The organism is Streptomyces sp. NBC_01478, from assembly GCF_036227225.1.
Taxonomy (GTDB): domain Bacteria; phylum Actinomycetota; class Actinomycetes; order Streptomycetales; family Streptomycetaceae; genus Streptomyces.
Map to the genome: position 1 here is coordinate 9100883 of NZ_CP109444.1, position 17508 is coordinate 9118390.

Here is a 17508-nt window from a genome sequence, read left to right on the forward strand (position 1 = left end):
GAGGAAACGTTTTCTGAAAGCGTCTTCTACCGTAGATCTGCCGGGGAGCGGGGGTCAATCGGTGAGTGAGGGCGCAGCGGACGGAAACATCGCGTGACCCGTCCAGCGGAGTTCGTCCGCCGGAATAGCGGGGTGCGATGTGATGCTCTGATGAGCATGGTTCACGAGCGCGGTGAGGAGCTGGTGGGCAGATGACGGCAGAGCGGACGAACCCCGTGGTCGGCACCCCCTACGGGGCGGTGCGCGGCCGGTACGAGAACGGCATCGCGGTCTTCCGGGGCATCCCCTACGCGGCGCCCCCCTTCGGCCCCCACCGGTTCCGCCCGCCCGTCCCGCCCGAGCCCTGGACCGGAGTGCGCGACGCGCTCGCCTTCGGCCCGACCCCGCCGAAATCGCCGTACTCCGAGGCCTTCGCCAAACTGCTCTCCGACCCCGTCGTGCCCGGCGACGACTGCCTCAACCTCAACGTGTGGACCCCGGAGCCCGGCCCCGGCGCCCGGCTGCCGGTCATGGTGTGGCTGCACGGCGGCGCGCTCACCCGGGGCTCGTCGGCCGTCCCGGTCTACGACGGACAGGCCTTCGCCCGCGACGGAGTCGTGTTCGTCTCGGTCAACTACCGCCTGGGCGTGGAGGGTTACGGCCTCTTCCCGGACGCCCCCGCCAACCCCGGCCTGCGCGACCAGCTCGCCGCGCTGCGCTGGGTGCACGAGTCCGTCGCGGCGTTCGGCGGCGACCCCGACCGGATCACCCTCTTCGGCCAGTCCGCCGGCGCGATCAGCACCGGCGCCCTGCTCGCCGCCCCGCAGGCCCAGGGACTGGTCCGGCGGGCCGTCCTGCAGAGCGGGCCGCCGGAGGCCTTCGACCGCGACAAGGTGCGGCGGATGGTGCGCCGGATGGCGACCCGGCTGAAGATCCCCGCCACCGCCGAGGCCTTCGCCGCCGTCGACCGTGAGCTGCTCCTGCGCACCCAGGCCGACGTGGGCAGACTCAGCAGCCCGGTGCTCGGCGGACCCACGTTCGGGATCGTCATCGACGGCGACCTCGTGCCCCGCGACCCGCTGGAGGCCCTCGTCGACGGCGAGGCGGGCCGGGGCGTCGACCTGATGCTGGGCTGGACCCGCGACGAGTACCGGCTGTGGCTGGTCCCCGGCGGCCTGCACGAGCGCGTCGACCGGCTCGGCGCGGTCGCCCTGGCCGGCGCGATGGCCCGCTGCCACTGCGGTGTCGAGGTCGCGCGCGGCTACCGCGCCCTGCACCCCGGCGCCGGCACCGCCGAGACCGTCGGCCAGCTCGTCACCGACCACCTGCTCCGCTACCCGCTGCACCGTCTCGCCGAGGCCCGCCCCGGCACCTCCCACGTGTACGAGTTCGCCTGGCCCTCCAACCTCCCCGACCTCGGCTCCTGCCACGCCCTGGAACTCGGCTTCGTCTTCGACACCGGCGACATCCCCGAGTCCGCGAAACTCGCGGGCCAGGGCGCGCCCCAGGAACTCGCCGACGCCATGCACGGCGCCTGGGTGCGGTTCGCCGTGGACGGCGACCCCGGCTGGCAGACCTGGGACGACACCCATCCGGTACGGATCTTCGGCGAAGGCGCCCCCTACGTGGCGCACGGCCCGCGCGACCCCGAGTTCGCCCTGTGGGCGGCCGACGCCGAGGCCAAGGAAGCGGCAGCGGTCCCGGTCGAGCGCCCACCCGCGCGGAGCGCCACCGAACTGCGGTCCGTCGTACGCCGGCTGCGGCGGACCGGGGATGTGCGGCGGTCTTCGTGAGCGCCCGGGGACGGGACGGAAACCGGTTGCCCAACGCCGGTCGCCGACAACAGCCGCGCTGACGCGGGCGAATTGGCCGACGTACGCCTCTCCTCCCGGCCGTCGCCCGCTGCTACCCTCCGCGCAGGGAACCGGTTGCCGGACGTGTTGCCACAGGCCGGGGAGGGCGGGGCGGTACATGACCAGGAAGAGCCAGGACGCGAACGGGAGCACCATCCGGGACGTGGCGGCCCGCGCCGGGGTGTCCGCGTCCACGGTGTCGCGGGTGCTCGGCGGCGACTACCCGGTGAGCACGGCGACCCGCACGCGCGTGCTGCGGGCCGTACGCGAACTGGACTACGTCGCCGACGCCCGCGCCAAGGCCGTGGCGGGCGTCGGGACACCGACCCTCGCCTTCGTCCTGGAGGACATCACGGGACCGTCGTTCGCGCTGATGGCGCACGGCGTGGAGCGTGAGGCGACCCGGCTCGGCCATCTCTGCCTGGTGTGCAGCACGGAGGGCGACGTCCAGCGCGAACTGGACTTCATCGAGACCATGCGCGCCCAGCGCACCGCCGCCGTGATCCTCGTCGGCGGCACCGCGGACACCCCCGAGTACCGCGAGCGCACCCGCCGTATCGCCGACTCGCTCGCGGCGGCCGGCTCCCGGCTCGTGCTCTGCGGGCGCCCGCCGCTCGGCCCGGGCGCACCGGTCACGGTCATCGAGTACGACAACGAGGGCGGCGCCTACGCCCTCGTCGCGCACGTCCTGGCCCAGGGCCACCAGCGTGTCCTGTTCCTCGGCGGCAAGCCGGACCACGCGACCGCGCAGGGCCGTGAACGCGGTTACCTCGCCGCGCACCGCGCCCGCGGCCTCGAACCCGACCCGGAACTCCTGCTCCACGGCGACTTCACCCGCGACTCGGGCCACCGCCTGATGCGCCAGGCGCTCAGCCGGAAACTGGAGTTCACGGCCGTGGTCGCCGCCACCGACATGGTCGCGGCGGGCGCGCTCACCGCGCTGCACGAGGCGGGCCTGGACGTCCCCGGCGATGTCTCCCTGGCCGGCTACGACGACATCCCGTTCGCCCGCGACCTGCACCCGGCGCTGACCACGGTCCATGTCCCCTACGAGGAGCTGGGCCGCCTCGCCGTACGCACCGCGCTGGGCCGCACGCCGGAGTCCCCGGACGAGCACCTGCTGCTGGGCACCCACGTGGTCGTGCGGAACTCGATCGCGGCCGTCACCGTGTGAGCGTCCGCCTGATGGAGGTGATCGCCTCGGGCCCCACCCGGCAGCACCCGCCGATCAGCCGCGCGCCGGCCGCCCGCCAGCGCTCGACCTGCTCGGTGGTGAAGGTGGCACGGCCCGTCCACGCGCGGGCGCCGGCGTCCCAGGTCTCGCCGCTGTTGGGGTAGACGACGACCGGCTTGCCGGTGACGCGGGCGGCGATCTCGACCGCGCCCTCGACGTCCTCGGGCGCGCAGCAGTTGACGCCGACCGCGATGATCTCGTCCGCGTCGGCGGCCAGCGCGAACGCCTCCTCCAACGGCTGCCCCGCACGGGTGCGGTCACCGGCGATCGAGTACGACAGCCAGGCCGGCACCCGCAGTCCGCGCACCGCCCGCAGCAGCGCCTCGGCCTCGACGGTGTCCGGGATCGTCTCCAGGGCCAGCACATCCGGTCCGACGGCGTCCAGCGCCTCAATGCGGGGCCGGTGGAAGGCCTCCAGCTCGGCGACGCTCAGCCCGTACCGGCCCCGGTACTCGGAGCCGTCCGCGAGCATCGCACCGTACGGCCCGACCGAGCCCGCCACGTACAGGGGCCGCTTGACGCCCCGCCGCCAGCTCTCCACCGCCGCGTCCAGGGCCAACTCCACGCTCAGGCCGATGAGTTCGCTCGCCCGGTCGCGCTTGACCCCGCGCTTCGCGAAGCCCTCGACGGTGGCCTGGTAGCTGGAGGTGATCGCGACATCGGCGCCCGCCTCGAAGTACGCGAGGTGCGCCTCGGTGATCGCCTCGGGCTCGTCCGCGAGCAGCCGCGCCGACCACAGCTCGTCGCTCAGATCGTGCCCGGCCGCCCCGAGCTGGTTGGACAGACCCCCGTCGAGGACGAGCGTCCCGGCGGCGAGGGCGTCGGTGAGGGGGGCGGAGGTGTCGCTGGTCATGCCCCGACGCTAGTCGATACGGCCGTACCCGTCGGTCTTTGTCCACCTGCTGAAAGGATCGCCCACCATGGGGAACATCACGGAAGCCGAAGCGCGGGACGTCCTGGATCACTCCGTCGGACCGGTCTCCGCGACACCCCTCACCCACAACCTCAGGAACGGGGTCACCGCGGGCGTCTGGACCGTCACGGCGGGCGACCGCACGGCCGTCCTCAAGGTCCTCACCCGCGGCAAGGACGCCACCGGCCGCTGGGCCGCCTCCGACGACCCCCGCCACTGGAACTACTGGCTGCGCGAGGCGAACATCTACGACTCCGGGCTTGCGCGGAGCTGGCAGCCGTACGGCATCCGCGCGCCCCGGCTGCTCGCCCGGGTCGAACGGGCCGACGGGGACGTGGCGTTGTGGCTGGAGCAGGTGCGGGGTGAGCCGGGCACCGCCTGGCCGCTCGCCCGGCACGTCGAACACGCCCGCCGTCTCGGTGCCGCGCAGGGCGCCGCGCCCGTCCTCGACGAACCCTGGCTGTCGCACCGCTTCCTGCGCCAGTACGTCGGCAGCAACACGCTCGGCGAGGAACTCCTCGACGACGACGCGGCCTGGCAACAGCCCCTGGTCCGCGACCACTTCCCCGCCGGACTGCGCCACGACATGGTCCGGCTGCACCACGACCGCGAGTGGTTCCTGGACGTCATGGAGGCCCTGCCCCGCGCCTTCAGCCATCTCGACCAGTGGCCCGCCAACGTCCGCTCGCACGGCTCGGACAGCGTCCTCTTCGACCGGGCCTTCGCCGGCGACGGCGCCCTCGGCGAGGACCTCGGCAACTACCTCCCCGACTCCGTCTTCGACCTGTTCGTCCCGGCCCGCAGCCTGCCCGGGTACGCGGCGCGGGCCTACGGCGCCTATCTGCACGGCCTGCGGGAGTCGGGCAACCAGACCGACGAACGGCTCGTCCGCCTCGGGATGTGCGCCTCCGCCGTGAAGTACGACTGGCTCACCGCCGCCATGCTCGCCCGCGCGAGCGAGCGGCAACTGGACTACGGCGGTGAGCGCGGCGTCTCCGCCGAACTCCGGTACCGGGAGCGGGGGTTGACCCTCGCGTTCCTCGCGGGGTGGGCAGCCGAGGCGCGGGCGCTGGCCCGGCAACTCGGCTTCCCGGAGGCGCCGAGCGGCCGCTAGCCCTACGCCGCGTGCCGCAGCCCTACGCCGCGTGCTTCCCGCCCCCGCGCTTGCCACCGCCCCGTGTGCGGGCGGTCGCCGGGACCAACAGGCCGCCCAGCAGGCCGAGTCCGAGCGCGTAGGGCCACCAGCCGAAGCCGTCGCTGCGGGCGGTGTTCGCCGTGCGGGCCTCGGTGACCTTCGTCGTTCCTGACGACTCGGTGCGGTGGGTGGGGGAGGGGCTGCTCGCGGTGACCGCGGTCAGGGCGACGTCGTTGCCGTCGCCGCCCCGGTAGCTGATGCGGTACGTCGTGTCGGCGAGCTTCAGCTTGGCGCCCTCACGAAGTCCCTTGAAAGCGCCGGTCGTTGCGCCACTGCCCGTGTGGTCGAGGATCGTGACGGTCCGCGCGGGGTGCGTCCCGGCGGCCGAGAGGTCCAGGTCGCCGGCCAGTCCGACCTTGCCCGCGACCTTCAACGGCTTGGCTCCCAGGACCAGTTCGCCCTTCGCACTCTGCGTGTAGTTCCCGGTCACAGTGAGCCCGGTCGTCACCAAGCTGTCGTTCGTCACCGAACCCTTCACCGTGCCCACACCGGTTAGGCTGGTCGCCACACGCAGCCCGGCCACCCCCGCGTCCAGCCGCGCACCCGCCGAGGTGAGCCGGATCGCCTTGCTGTGCGCGAGAGTTGCCCCCGACCTGAGCGCCAGCGTGCCCTTCGAGACCGTCGTCGTCCCCGTGTACGTCACCGCCGTACCGGTGAGCGTCGTCGTCGCGGCGCCGGACTGGACCAGGGACCCCTTGCCGCTGACGTGCGCCAACTGGACGCCGAGTGCCGCATTGCGCAGCACCAGGGTCCCGTCGTCGACGATCCGCCGCACCTCCGTGCCGGTCAGCAACCCGCCGTCGCCGCCCGCCTTCCCGGTGCCCAGCCGCAGCACCGCCCCCTTCTCCACGGTCGTGGAACCGTCGTAGTACTGCGGCGCCGCGAAGGTCACGTCGTTGCCGCGCGTCCCCGCGATGACGATGTCCCCGGTGCCGGGCGCGGCCAGCGTGTCGTGGTACTTGCCGCCGCCGATCGGCGCACCGAGGGTGACCGGACCGTCGTAGTCGAAGGTCAGCCGGGACCGGACCCCGCTCGCCGCATGCAGGTTGATGTAGACGGTGTCCTTGGTGCCCGGCATGAAGATGCGGTGGGTGGTGCCGTCGCCCCACTGGACGTCCGCGCCCTCGATGTTGGTGCCGCGCTTGTTCAACTGGTGGGCGATGGCACGCCAGTTGAGGTTCGAGTCGCTGAGGGACGGGTTCGTGTCGCCGCCCTGGTCGCTGTAGCTGTACTGGCCCGTGAGGACGACCTTGCTGCCCGGGCGGGAGTGGACGTTGACGTCGCTGCCGTACTCGCGCTGGTAGAAGTTCTGGCGCAGGGTGATCGTCTGGTAGAGCGGGGTGTCGATGATCCAGGAGCCCTGGTTGAGGATCGCGCGGGCGTTGGGCAGTGCCACCGGGTACTCGGGGCGGCCGACCGCCATGCCCGTGCCGTTGTCAATCACCCCTGAGAAAGGGTGAGTTCCGGCGAGGTCGAGGGTGCCCCACATGTTGCGGGGCTGGGTGACCAGGCCCGAGCCGCTGATCGTGCCGATGTTGAACGTGCGGGTCAGGGAGAGACGCAGGGTGCCGTCGACCCGGACGTTCAACTCGTTGAGCTGGTAGCCGGGTGTGCTGTAGGGGAAGTGGCCGATCAGGCCGGTCCCACCACCCGTGCCGTACTGGAGAGTTGTGCCGCGGTCGACCGTGATCGCGGGCGGGTCCGGATTGCTGACAGTGGTGTACGGGTGGTTGCCGCCCTGGGTGGTCACCTTCTGCCGCTGCCGGGCCGCCGGGAGCGTGAGGTCGCTGTCCTTGGTGAGGATCAGCGTGCCGCCGCCGCGCACGGTCAGCGTCCCCTGGCCGCGGAACACCCCGTCGTACGTCGTCGTCCCGGACGGCACGGTGACCACCGTGTCGCCGGTGAGCGTGACATCGCGGTCCGCGAGGACGTCGGCGGTGGCGTCACGGGCGCCGGCGGCCGAGGCCGGGGGAGCCCCGACCAGGAGGGCGACGGTCGCGAGGGCGCCTACGGCGGCTGAGGTCTTGTGGGTATGGCTGCGCACGTCACTGGAGACGGGCGCCGGCCGCGGCGATAACAGAAATCTCGCGTCCATCTTTGTCACGCGCGACCCGTTGACCTTCCCGTAACACACCCATACCTTTTCGGCGTTCGTAATGACAGATGGCGTACGAAATCCCGAACCCCCCACTGTTTCCTGCCTTGTTGTCCCCCCACCTTCGAGAGGCGTCAGATGAGACGTGTGTACGCAATCCTCGTCGCCCTGTGCTGCGTGCTCGCCGCCGCACTGGTGACCGCAGGACCGGCCCAGGCCGCGGCCCAGACCATCACCAACGGCACGCAGTTCACCGACACCTCGGGCAACGCCGTGCATGCGCACGGCGGCGGGGTGATCAAGGTCGGCAGCTACTACTACTGGTTCGGCGAGGACCGGAACTCCGACAACACCTTCAAGTACGTGGACGCCTACCGCTCCACCGACCTGAAGAACTGGGAGTTCCGCAACCACGTCCTGACCCAGTCCAGCGCCTCCGAACTCGGCACCGCCTACATCGAGCGGCCGAAGGTCATCTACAACGCGTCCACCGGCCAGTTCGTGATGTGGATGCACAAGGAGAACGGCGTCGACTACAGCGAGGCCAGGGCCGCCGTCGCCGTCTCCTCGACCGTGGACGGCAGTTACACCTACCAGGGCAGCTTCCAGCCGCTCGGCGACAACATGTCCCGGGACATCACGACCTTCGTCGACACCGACGGCACCGCCTACATGGTCTCCGCCGCCAACGAGAACTACGACCTGCACATCTACAAGCTCACCGCCGACTACACCGCCATCGCCGGCCTGGTCGCCAACCCGTGGGTCGGCGGACACCGCGAGGCACCGGCCCTGTTCAAGCGCAACGGCGTCTACTTCATGCTGACTTCGGCGGCCACCGGCTGGAGCGCCAACCAGCAGCAGTACGCCACCGCCACCAGCATCACCGGCCCCTGGACGGCCTTCACCAACGTCGGCGACTCGACCACGTACAACTCGCAGACCGCCTACGTCCTCCCGATCACGGGGACTTCGGGCACCTCGTACCTCTACATGGGCGACCGCTGGGGCAACTCCTTCGGCGGCACCGTCAACGACTCCCGTTACGTCTGGCTGCCGTTGACCTTCCCGACCACGACCTCGATGTCCATGGCGTCCTGGTACCCGGAGGTGGCGATCGACACGGCCGCCGGCACGATCAGCGGCACGAGCGCGACGTACAACACGCTCATCGCCAGGAACAGCGCCAAGTGCGCGGACGTGGCCAACCAGTCGCTGTGGCAGGGCGTCGCGATCAGCCAGTACACCTGCAACAGCGGCACCAATCAGAAATGGTGGTTCAAGGACCTCGGCACCGGCTACTACGAACTCATGGGCCGGGGCAGCTCGTTGTGCCTCCAGGAGAACTCGACGAACGTCACCCAGGAGAACTGCACCGGCGCCACCGCCCAGCAGTGGAGCCTGACCACCTCCGGCAGCTACGTCCTCGTGAAGGCCAGGACGAGCGGCGAGTGCCTGGACGTGAACGGCGCGTCCACCGCCAACTCCGCCGCGATCATCACGTATACGTGCAGCGGGGCGACCAACCAGCAGTGGACGCGCGGTAGTTGAGAGCCCGATTACCGGACCGGATTCCAGCCGTCCGTGCCCGCCAGATATTTCTGGGCCGTGTAGTTCGCGGCCTGGGAGTCGGTGAGCTGCGGGCGGTTGGAGTTCACCGTGGCGCCCGCGCCGGTGTTCTTGTACTCGAAGAAGCGGGCGTTCTTCCAGGAGTACCCGCTCATGTCCGTCCAGGGCCCCGCGACCTTCACGGCGGCGGGCAACGAGGTCTGTCGGACGACCAGTTGGCCCACCGCGTCCGCCGTCGGATGCCAAGGGCGGCCCAGGTAGTACGTGGTGGCCGCCGCCGAGCTGGTGATCGAGCTGCCGGTGACGAGGATGCCGTACGTCTTCGCGGAGCTGGTGTTGGGCGCCGACAGGAAGCCGTTGAGACCGCCCGCTGCCGCGCCCGAGTTGCGCAGTTGGATGTTGACCCGGTCGTAGACGGCGGTGGCGTTGCCGAAGACGAAGTCCACGTCGCCGGAGATGAACGACGAGTAGAAGTACTGCCGGTACTGACCGGTCGCCGACGGCGACCAGTTGAGGACGGTGTCCTGGCGGCTGATGAACCGGTCGTTGGTGAAGGTCTGCCGGTCGCCCTGCGCGGTGATCGCGACGGCCTGCGTGTCCGTGATGTCGGGGTGGGCGGACTTGTCGAAGGTGTTCTGGACGGTGATCCCGGTGACGGTGAGGCCGCTCGCCGAGAAGGTCGCGACCGAACTGCCCAGCGTGCCGTACTTGTTGCCACTGGAGTCGGTGTAACCGGCGGCCCGGTCATAGGTGATGACGACGTCCTCGGCGTTGCCGGTGGCGCCCTGGATGGTCAACCCCGTCTTCCCGGAAGGGACGTTGACGATCTCGGTGTACGTGCCCTTCGCCACGGAGACGGTGTCGCCGGCGGCGGCCGCGTTCACGGCGGCCTGCACGGTCGTGAAGCGGCCCGAGCCGTCCTTGGCGACGGTGATGACGGTGGCGGCCCGTGCCTGGGTCACCAGCGACACGGCGACCAGCCCGAGGGCGGCGGCGGTACCGGTCGCCACGGCGGCGGCCCGTCGCCGGACGGGGGAGCGGCGGTGCGTGTTCGGCTCTGTCATGCCTACAAGTCGCCGTCCCCCGCCCGGGAGTTGCCGCCTCTAGGCGAGCAGATCGATCGCGTCGACCGATGTCCCCGCGCTCAGGAACGACGTCGACCCCGAGCCGCTCGCCACATAGATCTTCAGCGTGTTGTACGCACTGCTGTCCGTCAGCCACGCGGACGCCGGAACGCTGTACGTGAACGTGTTGTTGTTGCCCCGGTACGACCCAACGGTCAGCGACCGCGTGCTCGGCTGGGTGGGCGGCGAGGGGACGGCCGAGGTCCAGGTGTCGTTGACGACGACCTGCGGCCGGCCGTTCGCGTAGGCCGTCGTCACACCGATGCGCAGGGTGTGCGCGGCGGCGAGCTGAGCCGCCGTCAGCTTGAAGTACACGATGATGCCGCTGTTGACGTCCTTCCACAGATAGCAGGGGAACGCCGAGGTCTCCGTCCCGCTGCCGATGACGACGTTGCCGGTCCAGGACGCGGCCCGTACGTCCGAGGGATGCGCGTACGTCATCAGGTCCGCGTTCTTGAACCCGCCCGGCGTGCCGTCCCAGTTGCCGATCCGCCAGATCGCGCTCGCGTTGGACGGGTCGTTCGAGGACGGGATCGCGATGCTGTTCAGCGTCGTCGTGCCGCCCGCCGTGACCGCCACCGACGTGGTGTAGACGGCGAGTTCACCCTTGAAGACGGTCAGCGTGTACGTCCCCGGCAGCACTCCCGTGATCGAGAAGTAGCCGTCGGAGGCGCGCGCCGAACCCCAGTACTGGGCCGCCGAGTTGGCGAGCCCGACCGTGTAGGCGTACGCCGTGTCGCGCCCGGTGATGCCCACGCCCGCGACCCGGCCCCGGCCGCCCGCCGCCGTGTACCCGGAGATGCCGAGCGAATCGGCCCACGAGGTGGTGAGGTTGGCGTGGTAGAGCGAGGAGGCGGGCGCGCCGCCGTCCGTGAGCGCGATGACGTACGGCCCCTGGAGACCGAAGCGCTGTGCCTCCGTCTGGTTCTCGCCGTAGTACAGGATCTCGTACAACCCGCCGCCGTCCGCGCTCTGGTGGCGCAGCAGGGAGCGGTAGAAGGGGCCGCCGGACGCCTTCTCGTGGTTGCTGCGCACGACCCACAGGCCGACGCTGCCGGTGGTCCAGCCGATGTAGTCGTAGTCGACGACCCGCTTCTTCGCGTAGTGCTTGGAGCGGGTCTGGCCGTCGGACTTCTCGAAGACGTCGGCGGACTCGATGGTGGTCGGCGCGTAAGTGTAGGAATCCGGCTCGTCGTTGAGGAACAGGCCGGCCTTGACGCGCACGATGTAGCGGGTCGCGCTGACCGAGGTGTCGGCCTTGTTGGTCCACAGGTAGACGTTGTTCTCGCCGCTGCGGGCCGCGTAGTAGTGCTTCAGCGTGCCGTGCGTGACGGAGATCAGGATCGTCGTGCCGGACTGCGCGATCGTCACGGTGGACGCGCCGAGGCCGGACTCCACATGCGAGTTCATGCCGCCGTAGCCCTGGTACTCGGTGCCCTTGTAGACCAGCGAGGTCAGATCGCCGTTGGTCTTGCTGACCTTGAAGACGAGACTCGCGCCGGTGTCGACGACGTAGTTCGAGCCGTCGTCGGTGTAGCCGAAGCTCGCGGCCGACGCGGTCCCGGCGAGCGGCCCGGCGAGCGCCGCCGTACCGGCTGCAGCCGCCGTGCCGAGGACGAAGGTGCGGCGGCGAACCGGTCTGTTCACAGAACCGGACATGGGGGTGCCTCCTTCGGGAGGTGGGGGTGCGGGTGCTTTGGAGGGTGGCAGTTGAATCGATTTCGCGAAAGGGCTTTCGCAGCCTTGGAGTTGGCGGTGATGTGAAATCTGCCGCAGGTCTAGAAAGCGCTTGTCCATAGCGGTACGGTCCACCGCCAGGCCTTGTCGTCGGACGGAGGAGCCGCGAATGAGACGTTTCAACATCGCCTTGCTGGCTGCGCTGACCCTGAGCACCGCCCTGTCGGCCGCACCCGCCCGGGCCCACGACCGCACGCCCCCGCTCGGCATCGCCGACTGCACCGCGACCGCCTGCCACTTCGACGTCCCGCCCGGCACCTACGACGTCACGGTCCGCCTCGGCGGCGAGAGCGCGGCGAGTACGGCCGTCACCGGCGAGACCCGGCGCTCCCTGCTCCCCGAGACGGCCACCGCCGCCGGGCAGACCGTGACGCGCGGCTTCACCGTGAACGTCCGCACCCCCGAGGGCGAGCCCACCGGCCCCGACGGCACCCCCGGCCTCGACCTCGCCCTCGGCGGCACCGCACCCGCACTCGCCGACATCCGGGTCACCCCCGCCCTCCCCCACGGTCGAATGCGCTCGCGCGGGGGGACCCCCATCGCCCGCCAGATCATCCTGATCGGCGACTCCACGGTCTGCGACCAACCGGGCGACCCGTACTCCGGCTGGGGCCAACAGCTCCCGCAGTTCCTGAAGAAGGGCGTGTCCGTCGCCAACTACGCGGATTCCGGGGAGAGTACGGTCACCTACCTGGAGAATCCCTTGCTGTGGGGGACAGTTCAGCCACTGATCCACCCCGGTGACCTCGTCCTCGTCCAACTCGCCCACAACGACAAGACGACCGACGAGGCGACGTATCGCGCGAACTTGGAAACGCTCGTCGGGGGTATACGGGACATGGGAGGCCGACCGGTACTCGTGACACCGATCGTCCGCCGCTGGTTCAATGCCGACGGCACACTGAACAACGGCACCGCCCTGCTGGTGAACGGACTCGGCGTGGATCTGCCGGGCGTCGTCCGCTCGGTCGCCGCCGCCGAGGGAGTAACGCTGATCGATCTCACGGCGCAGACCAAGGCGCTGGTGGAATCGCTGGGAGTGGAAGGCTCCAAGGCGATCTATCTCTACAACGAGAAGAAGGACAACACGCACACCTCCGCGCAGGGGGCCACGGTGTACGCGGGCCTGGTCCGCGACGCACTCGTCGCCGGGCATCTGCTGCCGGAGAGCCGGGTACGAGTGGGGTGAGACCCGAAAGACCCCTGGGGCGTTCCGACCGGAACCGGGGCGCCCCAGGTTCCACTCGTCACCAGCGAAAGCGAGCCGATGCGACTGCCGCCCGACGACCGCGAGTTGAGCCCGCGCACCGGCTACGCCCGCACCCACTGGGAGACGGCCGCCGACGCCCTCCTCGCCGCCGTGGAGCCGTACGCCACCGAGGACCGCGCGCTCTACCACCTCCCCGGCCCGCACACGAGCTGGTCCGGCGGCCTCTCCGACGGCCTGGAGGGCTACGCCCGCACCCTGCTGCTGGCCGCCTTCCGCCGTGACGAGACGGCCCTGGAGCGGTACGCCGACGGACTCGCGGCGGGCGTCGCGGGCGTCTGGCCCCGCATCGAGGACCGCAGCCAGCCCCTGGTCGAGGCGGCCTCGATCGCCCTCGCCCTGCGTCTCACCCGCCCCCTCCTCTGGGACCGCCTCGACGAGCCCGTACGACAGCGCGCGGCGGCCTGGCTCGCCGACGCCCTCACCGCCGAACCCTGGCCCTGCAACTGGGAGTTGTTCCCCGTCACGGTGGGCGGCTTCCTCCAGGAGATCGGCCACGAGCCCGACGCCTCCAGCAAGGCGATCGACCGGGGTCTGTCGCGCATCGAGGACTGGTACGTCGGCGACGGCTGGTACACGGACGGCGACGGCCGCAAGTTCGACTACTACAACGGCTGGGCCATGCACCTCTACCCGGTCCTGCACGCCTGGCTCGCCGACGACCCCCGACTCCTCGACCTGTACGGCAGCCGCCTGGAACGCCATCTCGCCGACTACGCCCGCCTGTTCAGCGCCGACGGCGCCCCGATGCACCAGGGCCGGTCCCTCACCTACCGCTTCGCGACGACGGCTCCGCTGTGGCTGGGCGCGCTCACGGGCCGTACGCCACTGTCGCCGGGGGAGACGCGACGGCTGGCCTCGGGTGCCCTGAAGTACTTCCTGGAGCGCGGCGCGGTCGACGACCACGGCCTGCTGACCCTCGGCTGGCACGGCCCCAACGAGGCTGTCCTGCAAGGCTATTCGGGCCCCGCGTCCCCGTACTGGGCCAGCAAGGGCTTCCTCGGCCTGCTCCTCCCACCGGACCACGAGGTGTGGACGGCGGCCGAGGAACCGGGCCCGGCGGAACGGACGGACGCGACCACGGCGATCGCGCCCGCCAACTGGCTGCTCCAGTCGACGAGTTCGGACGGTGTCGTCCGCCTCCACAACCACGGCAGCGAGGACGTCCGCTACGACCCGTACTACACGCGCCTCGCCTACTCCACGGCTACGGCGCCCTCGTCGTCGTACGACAACAGCGTGATCGTCTGCGGCGATCCGAGCCGTACGGACATCGTGCCGTTGGGGGTGGGGGAGGGCTGGGTGGCCTCCCGGCACACGGCGGCCGAGGGTGCCCGGGTGGTCAGCCTGGTGGTGGCCGAGGGTGCGGTGGAGGTGCGGGCGCATCTGGTGGTGGGTGCGGACGCGGGGACGTCGGTCCGCGTCACGGGGTGGTCGGCGGAGGACGGGCTGGACGCCGAACTCGTCTCCCTGCACGGCCTGTTGGACGGTGAGGGTGTCGTCGGTGGCGGGCCCGCCCTGTTCGTCGCCCTGGTCCGGCTCACCGCTGAGCCGGACCCCCGTTCCCTCGCGGAACTGGTGTCCGTGGAGGTCGACGGGGATCACGGCGTGTCCGTTCAGTGGGCCGGAGGCAGGCGGACGAACTACCGGTTCACGGAGTCAGCCGGGCTATGCGGAGACTCGTCGTGGTCGGTGACGCCCCGTTGAGCGGGGTCGCGTAGGTCGGCGTGACCGGGGCGTAGGCCCAGGTCAGCGTGCCGTTCTTGAGGACCGCGATGTCGCCGCTGATCCGGGCGCTCACCACCTTGTCCGCGCTCTGGAACTTGCCGTTCCAGTCGATGAGCCGCAGATGGGTGCCCGTGAAGGTGCCGGTGCAGGTGCCGGCCGCGCACTTCGCGCCCTTCAGGGACTCCCAGGAGACCAGGAGACGGTCCTTGCCGTACGGGGCCACGTGCACGTTGACGTTCTCGGTGCCCGCCGCGCTGGTCAGGTAAATCGCCTTGCCGGGGCCGGAGTTGCGGTTCGCCATGAAGGCGACGGCGACCTGGTGGGTGCTCGTCTTCGGGGTGACCGTCCAGCCGCGTCCGCTGGAGTCGGCGGAGTTCTTCTTGGCCGACGCGGCGCCACGGGAGGCGAAGGCGGTGGCGTACCGGCCGCTCGCCGACTTCACCAGGTCACCGGTGCGGCCGGGGAAGGTACCACCGCAGTACCCTGCCCAGCACTGCTCGCGCTGCACGACCGGCGCGACGTCCGGGGCGCCGATCCCGGTGGAGACGAACAGGCCCGAGCGCCAGTCGTCGAAGCAGAGCGAGGTGAACGCGCCGGTGGTCTCCGCGTGCAGCGCGATGCCCTCGTTGTGGCTGCAGCCCCAGCTCCAACCACCGCTCAGCTTGGCGCCCTTGGCGCTGATGTAGGCCAACTTGTCGCCGAAGTGGCCGTCCGCGAAACCGCCCGCGCCGTGCACGACGAAGTACGCGCCGTACTTGCTGCCGTTCCAGGTGAGTTGGCCGTCGAGACCCGGGGAGGTGTCGTTCGAGGCGGTGCCGGTGAGCTTGGTGGAGAAGGTCTGCCTGCCGTTCGTGTAGCGGACGATCGCGGCGGCCGTCTCCTTCCACTTGTTGGTGTCGGCCACCCGCGTGAGCAGCGCGAACCCGTCGTTGTGCGCGACCAGACCGCCCACCTCCTTGGCACCCTTGACGACCGTGTCGGCGCCCGAGCGCAGGCCTGCGGCGTTCAGCGGGGTCACATGGACGCCGTCGGCGGCGGGCCAGGCCACGCGCAGGGTGCCGTTCGGGGCCACGGCCGTGGTCGTACGGGTCCACTGGCGGGTGTTGTTGTAACCGGCCGTCAGGTAAGGGAACTTGGCGGCGAGCGCCACCGTGGTGCTGGTCGGGGTGAGCGTGCCGGTCGCGGCCTTGGTGGCCGTCGCGGTCCTGGCGGCGGCCGCGGGCGTGGTCTTCGGGGTGGTCTGCGCGGAGACCGAGGCGGACGGGGACGAGGCCGAGGTCGCCGTACCGGAGGTGGTGGTGGACGCGGAGGCCGACGCGGTGGCTCCGGCCGAGGCCGAGTCGCCGCTGGCGGAGCCCTTCGTCGCCGCGGTCGCGTACCACGCGCCGCCCAGCAGGGCCGCGACGGCGAGCGAGCCCGCGAGCGGCTTGCGGGCGATACGGCGGCGGGAGCGGCGACGGTGCGTCGTGGTGCGTCTTGCGTTGGTCATGCCCCCAAGTCGCCGCCCGCGCGGGGGAGGTTGCCGTCGTACCGGGCGCATTTTCTCGATGGCCGGCGGAGATGAGACCGGCTCCACAGCCCGGGCGGGCCCATCCTGGTACGTTGGATGCATTCCTGGGTATCAGACCCTGTGGACTCATCTCCGGCGAGGGACCGAGGAACCATGACCATGGAACCCGGCGACAAGCGACTGGCGGCCGCCGTCGTGATGGACGACGACGGGCGCGTACTTCTGGTGCGCCGCAGCGCATCCGAGCGGTTCCTGCCGTGTGTGTGGGGCGTTCCGTGCGGAAAGCTGGAGCCGGGCGAGCTGCCCGAGGACGGCGCGCTGCGGGAGCTGAAGGAAGAGACCGGGCTGCTCGGCGAGATCGTCCGCAAGATCGGCGAGTCGTCCTTCGTGAGCGAGTACCGAGGCCACGAGACCAAGAACTGGCAGGACAACTTCCTGGTCAGGCCGCTGTCCCGGGACATCACCCTCCCCGAGCCCGACCAGGCGTACCGCTGGCTCCCGCCGGCCGAGCTCGCCAGTGCCGGCATCGACATCGACGCGTACAACCTGGACGTCGTACGCCAGGCCCTCACGAACTTCTGAGCGACTCGGCCAGACCGGTCAGCACGCCCAGATAGTCCCGCACGTCGAGCGGCACCTTCACCACCGCCCCCGGATGCGGGCCCGCCGCCGTGAACACATCGGTGTGGCGCAGCCGTTCGGCGCCCGTCTCCAGGAACAGCGTCACGGTCGGTACGTCCGTGTCGCACCAGGCCCGGTGCAGGGTGTGCGCCGGCAGGGCGTAGGCGCTGCCCGCCGCGTACTGCCCCACATGCGTCAGCCGCAGCCGCGCGGGGCCTGTCGGCCGCAGCCGCCAGTCGGCGCTGTGCTCGGACAGCGACTCCTCGTAGCGGTCCGCCGTGATCCCGCCGTCGTCCCGCGCCTCGTACAGCTCCATGGCGAGCCGGCCCCTGACCACGTAAGAGGCAAGCGGGGAGCGGTGGTTGTGGATGTCCTCCGTACCGATCGCCGTCGCACCGGGGCGCCAGAAATGCGCGCGCAGCATGTGGCGCGGGCCGCCGTCGATCAGCAACAGCTTGTCGAAGCCCAGGACATGACGGTACGACAGCTTGGCGCAGGCCTCGGGATCGCCCGCGCCGGAGGCGAGTTCGGCGATCAGCTCCAACAGGCGGTCGGGGGAGCCCAGTTCGGCGACGACGGCACGGGCCGCACTCACCGTACCGTGGTCGGACAGGTCGCCGTCCAGCGCCTCGGCCAGCAGCTTCCGCGCCGCCAGGATCTGCCGACCACCCATGCACCCACTC

Annotated in this window: 13 protein-coding genes; 7 read left to right on the forward strand and 6 right to left on the reverse strand. The window is 70.9% G+C overall.

Going from position 1 to position 17508, the window contains the following annotated elements:
• Nucleotides 1–191: 191 nt before the first annotated feature.
• Nucleotides 192–1772 (forward strand): carboxylesterase/lipase family protein, encoded by a 1581-nt coding sequence (locus OG223_RS40770; protein WP_329260167.1) that lies wholly within the window; start codon nt 192–194, stop codon nt 1770–1772.
• Between the two features lie 178 nt (nt 1773–1950).
• A complete protein-coding gene (locus OG223_RS40775) occupies nt 1951–3006 on the forward strand; it encodes a LacI family DNA-binding transcriptional regulator (protein WP_329260169.1) in 1056 nt (351 codons plus the stop codon).
• On the opposite strand, the gene mmuM is transcribed toward OG223_RS40775, so the two are convergent.
• Nucleotides 2996–3919: a homocysteine S-methyltransferase gene (gene mmuM / locus OG223_RS40780; protein WP_329260172.1), complete on the reverse strand. Its 924-nt coding sequence runs from the start codon at nt 3917–3919 to the stop codon at nt 2996–2998. The genes OG223_RS40775 and mmuM overlap by 11 nt on opposite strands.
• Nucleotides 3920–3986: 67 nt before the next feature.
• Here mmuM and OG223_RS40785 point away from each other — a divergent pair, with 67 nt between their 5' ends.
• A complete protein-coding gene (locus OG223_RS40785; protein WP_329260175.1) occupies nt 3987–5093 on the forward strand; it encodes an aminoglycoside phosphotransferase in 1107 nt (368 codons plus the stop codon).
• 22 nt (nt 5094–5115) lie between these two features.
• On the opposite strand, the gene OG223_RS40790 is transcribed toward OG223_RS40785, so the two are convergent.
• Nucleotides 5116–7218 carry an autotransporter gene (locus OG223_RS40790; RefSeq protein WP_329260179.1) on the reverse strand — a complete coding sequence of 701 codons (2103 nt, stop codon included), beginning with the start codon at nt 7216–7218 and terminating at the stop codon, nt 5116–5118.
• A gap of 189 nt (nt 7219–7407) precedes the next feature.
• Between OG223_RS40790 and OG223_RS40795 the strand changes: the two genes are divergently transcribed.
• Nucleotides 7408–8820, forward strand: a complete 1413-nt coding sequence (locus OG223_RS40795; RefSeq protein ID WP_329260183.1) for an RICIN domain-containing protein — start codon at nt 7408–7410, stop codon at nt 8818–8820.
• A gap of 8 nt (nt 8821–8828) precedes the next feature.
• Here the strand turns inward: OG223_RS40795 and OG223_RS40800 are convergent, their stop codons facing one another.
• Both OG223_RS40800 and OG223_RS40805 read right to left on the reverse strand, forming a co-directional pair.
• Nucleotides 8829–9902: a pectinesterase family protein gene (locus tag OG223_RS40800; protein WP_329260186.1), complete on the reverse strand. Its 1074-nt coding sequence runs from the start codon at nt 9900–9902 to the stop codon at nt 8829–8831.
• Between the two features lie 39 nt (nt 9903–9941).
• Nucleotides 9942–11621 (reverse strand): rhamnogalacturonan lyase B N-terminal domain-containing protein, encoded by a 1680-nt coding sequence (locus OG223_RS40805; protein WP_329260190.1) that lies wholly within the window; start codon nt 11619–11621, stop codon nt 9942–9944.
• A 187-nt stretch (nt 11622–11808) separates the two neighbouring features.
• Here OG223_RS40805 and OG223_RS40810 point away from each other — a divergent pair, with 187 nt between their 5' ends.
• Together OG223_RS40810 and OG223_RS40815 are read left to right on the forward strand one after the other, a co-directional pair.
• Complete coding sequence (locus OG223_RS40810) at nt 11809–12888, forward strand: rhamnogalacturonan acetylesterase (RefSeq protein ID WP_329260193.1); 1080 nt, start codon at nt 11809–11811, stop codon at nt 12886–12888.
• A 78-nt stretch (nt 12889–12966) separates the two neighbouring features.
• Entirely contained in the window at nt 12967–14673 is a 1707-nt protein-coding gene (locus tag OG223_RS40815) for a DUF2264 domain-containing protein (protein ID WP_329260196.1), read from the forward strand.
• On the opposite strand, the gene OG223_RS40820 is transcribed toward OG223_RS40815, so the two are convergent.
• Nucleotides 14618–16183, reverse strand: a complete 1566-nt coding sequence (locus OG223_RS40820; RefSeq protein WP_329260199.1) for a hypothetical protein — start codon at nt 16181–16183, stop codon at nt 14618–14620. The genes OG223_RS40815 and OG223_RS40820 overlap by 56 nt on opposite strands.
• Before the next feature lie 180 nt (nt 16184–16363).
• On the opposite strand from OG223_RS40820, the gene OG223_RS40825 reads away from it, so the two are divergent.
• Nucleotides 16364–16786 (forward strand): NUDIX hydrolase, encoded by a 423-nt coding sequence (locus tag OG223_RS40825; RefSeq protein WP_329265729.1) that lies wholly within the window; start codon nt 16364–16366, stop codon nt 16784–16786.
• Here the strand turns inward: OG223_RS40825 and OG223_RS40830 are convergent.
• Nucleotides 16773–17498 (reverse strand): hypothetical protein, encoded by a 726-nt coding sequence (locus OG223_RS40830; protein ID WP_329260202.1) that lies wholly within the window; start codon nt 17496–17498, stop codon nt 16773–16775. The two genes, OG223_RS40825 and OG223_RS40830, sit on opposite strands and share 14 nt — an antisense overlap.
• Between the last annotated feature and the right edge of the window lie 10 nt (nt 17499–17508).

Excerpts from the sequence above, each read along its gene's own strand:
- OG223_RS40795 (WP_329260183.1), top strand. The coding sequence starts at position 7,408 with ATGAGACGTGTGTACGCAATCCTCGTCGCCCTGTGCTGCGTGCTCGCC.
- OG223_RS40810 (WP_329260193.1), top strand. The coding sequence starts at position 11,809 with ATGAGACGTTTCAACATCGCCTTGCTGGCTGCGCTGACCCTGAGCACC.
- mmuM (WP_329260172.1), bottom strand. The coding sequence starts at position 3,919 with ATGACCAGCGACACCTCCGCCCCCCTCACCGACGCCCTCGCCGCCGGG.
- OG223_RS40800 (WP_329260186.1), bottom strand. The coding sequence starts at position 9,902 with ATGACAGAGCCGAACACGCACCGCCGCTCCCCCGTCCGGCGACGGGCC.
- OG223_RS40805 (WP_329260190.1), bottom strand. The coding sequence starts at position 11,621 with ATGTCCGGTTCTGTGAACAGACCGGTTCGCCGCCGCACCTTCGTCCTC.
- OG223_RS40770 (WP_329260167.1), top strand. The coding sequence starts at position 192 with ATGACGGCAGAGCGGACGAACCCCGTGGTCGGCACCCCCTACGGGGCG.
- OG223_RS40815 (WP_329260196.1), top strand. The coding sequence starts at position 12,967 with ATGCGACTGCCGCCCGACGACCGCGAGTTGAGCCCGCGCACCGGCTAC.
- OG223_RS40775 (WP_329260169.1), top strand. The coding sequence starts at position 1,951 with ATGACCAGGAAGAGCCAGGACGCGAACGGGAGCACCATCCGGGACGTG.
- OG223_RS40820 (WP_329260199.1), bottom strand. The coding sequence starts at position 16,183 with ATGACCAACGCAAGACGCACCACGACGCACCGTCGCCGCTCCCGCCGC.
- OG223_RS40785 (WP_329260175.1), top strand. The coding sequence starts at position 3,987 with ATGGGGAACATCACGGAAGCCGAAGCGCGGGACGTCCTGGATCACTCC.
- OG223_RS40830 (WP_329260202.1), bottom strand. The coding sequence starts at position 17,498 with ATGGGTGGTCGGCAGATCCTGGCGGCGCGGAAGCTGCTGGCCGAGGCG.
- OG223_RS40825 (WP_329265729.1), top strand. The coding sequence starts at position 16,364 with ATGGAACCCGGCGACAAGCGACTGGCGGCCGCCGTCGTGATGGACGAC.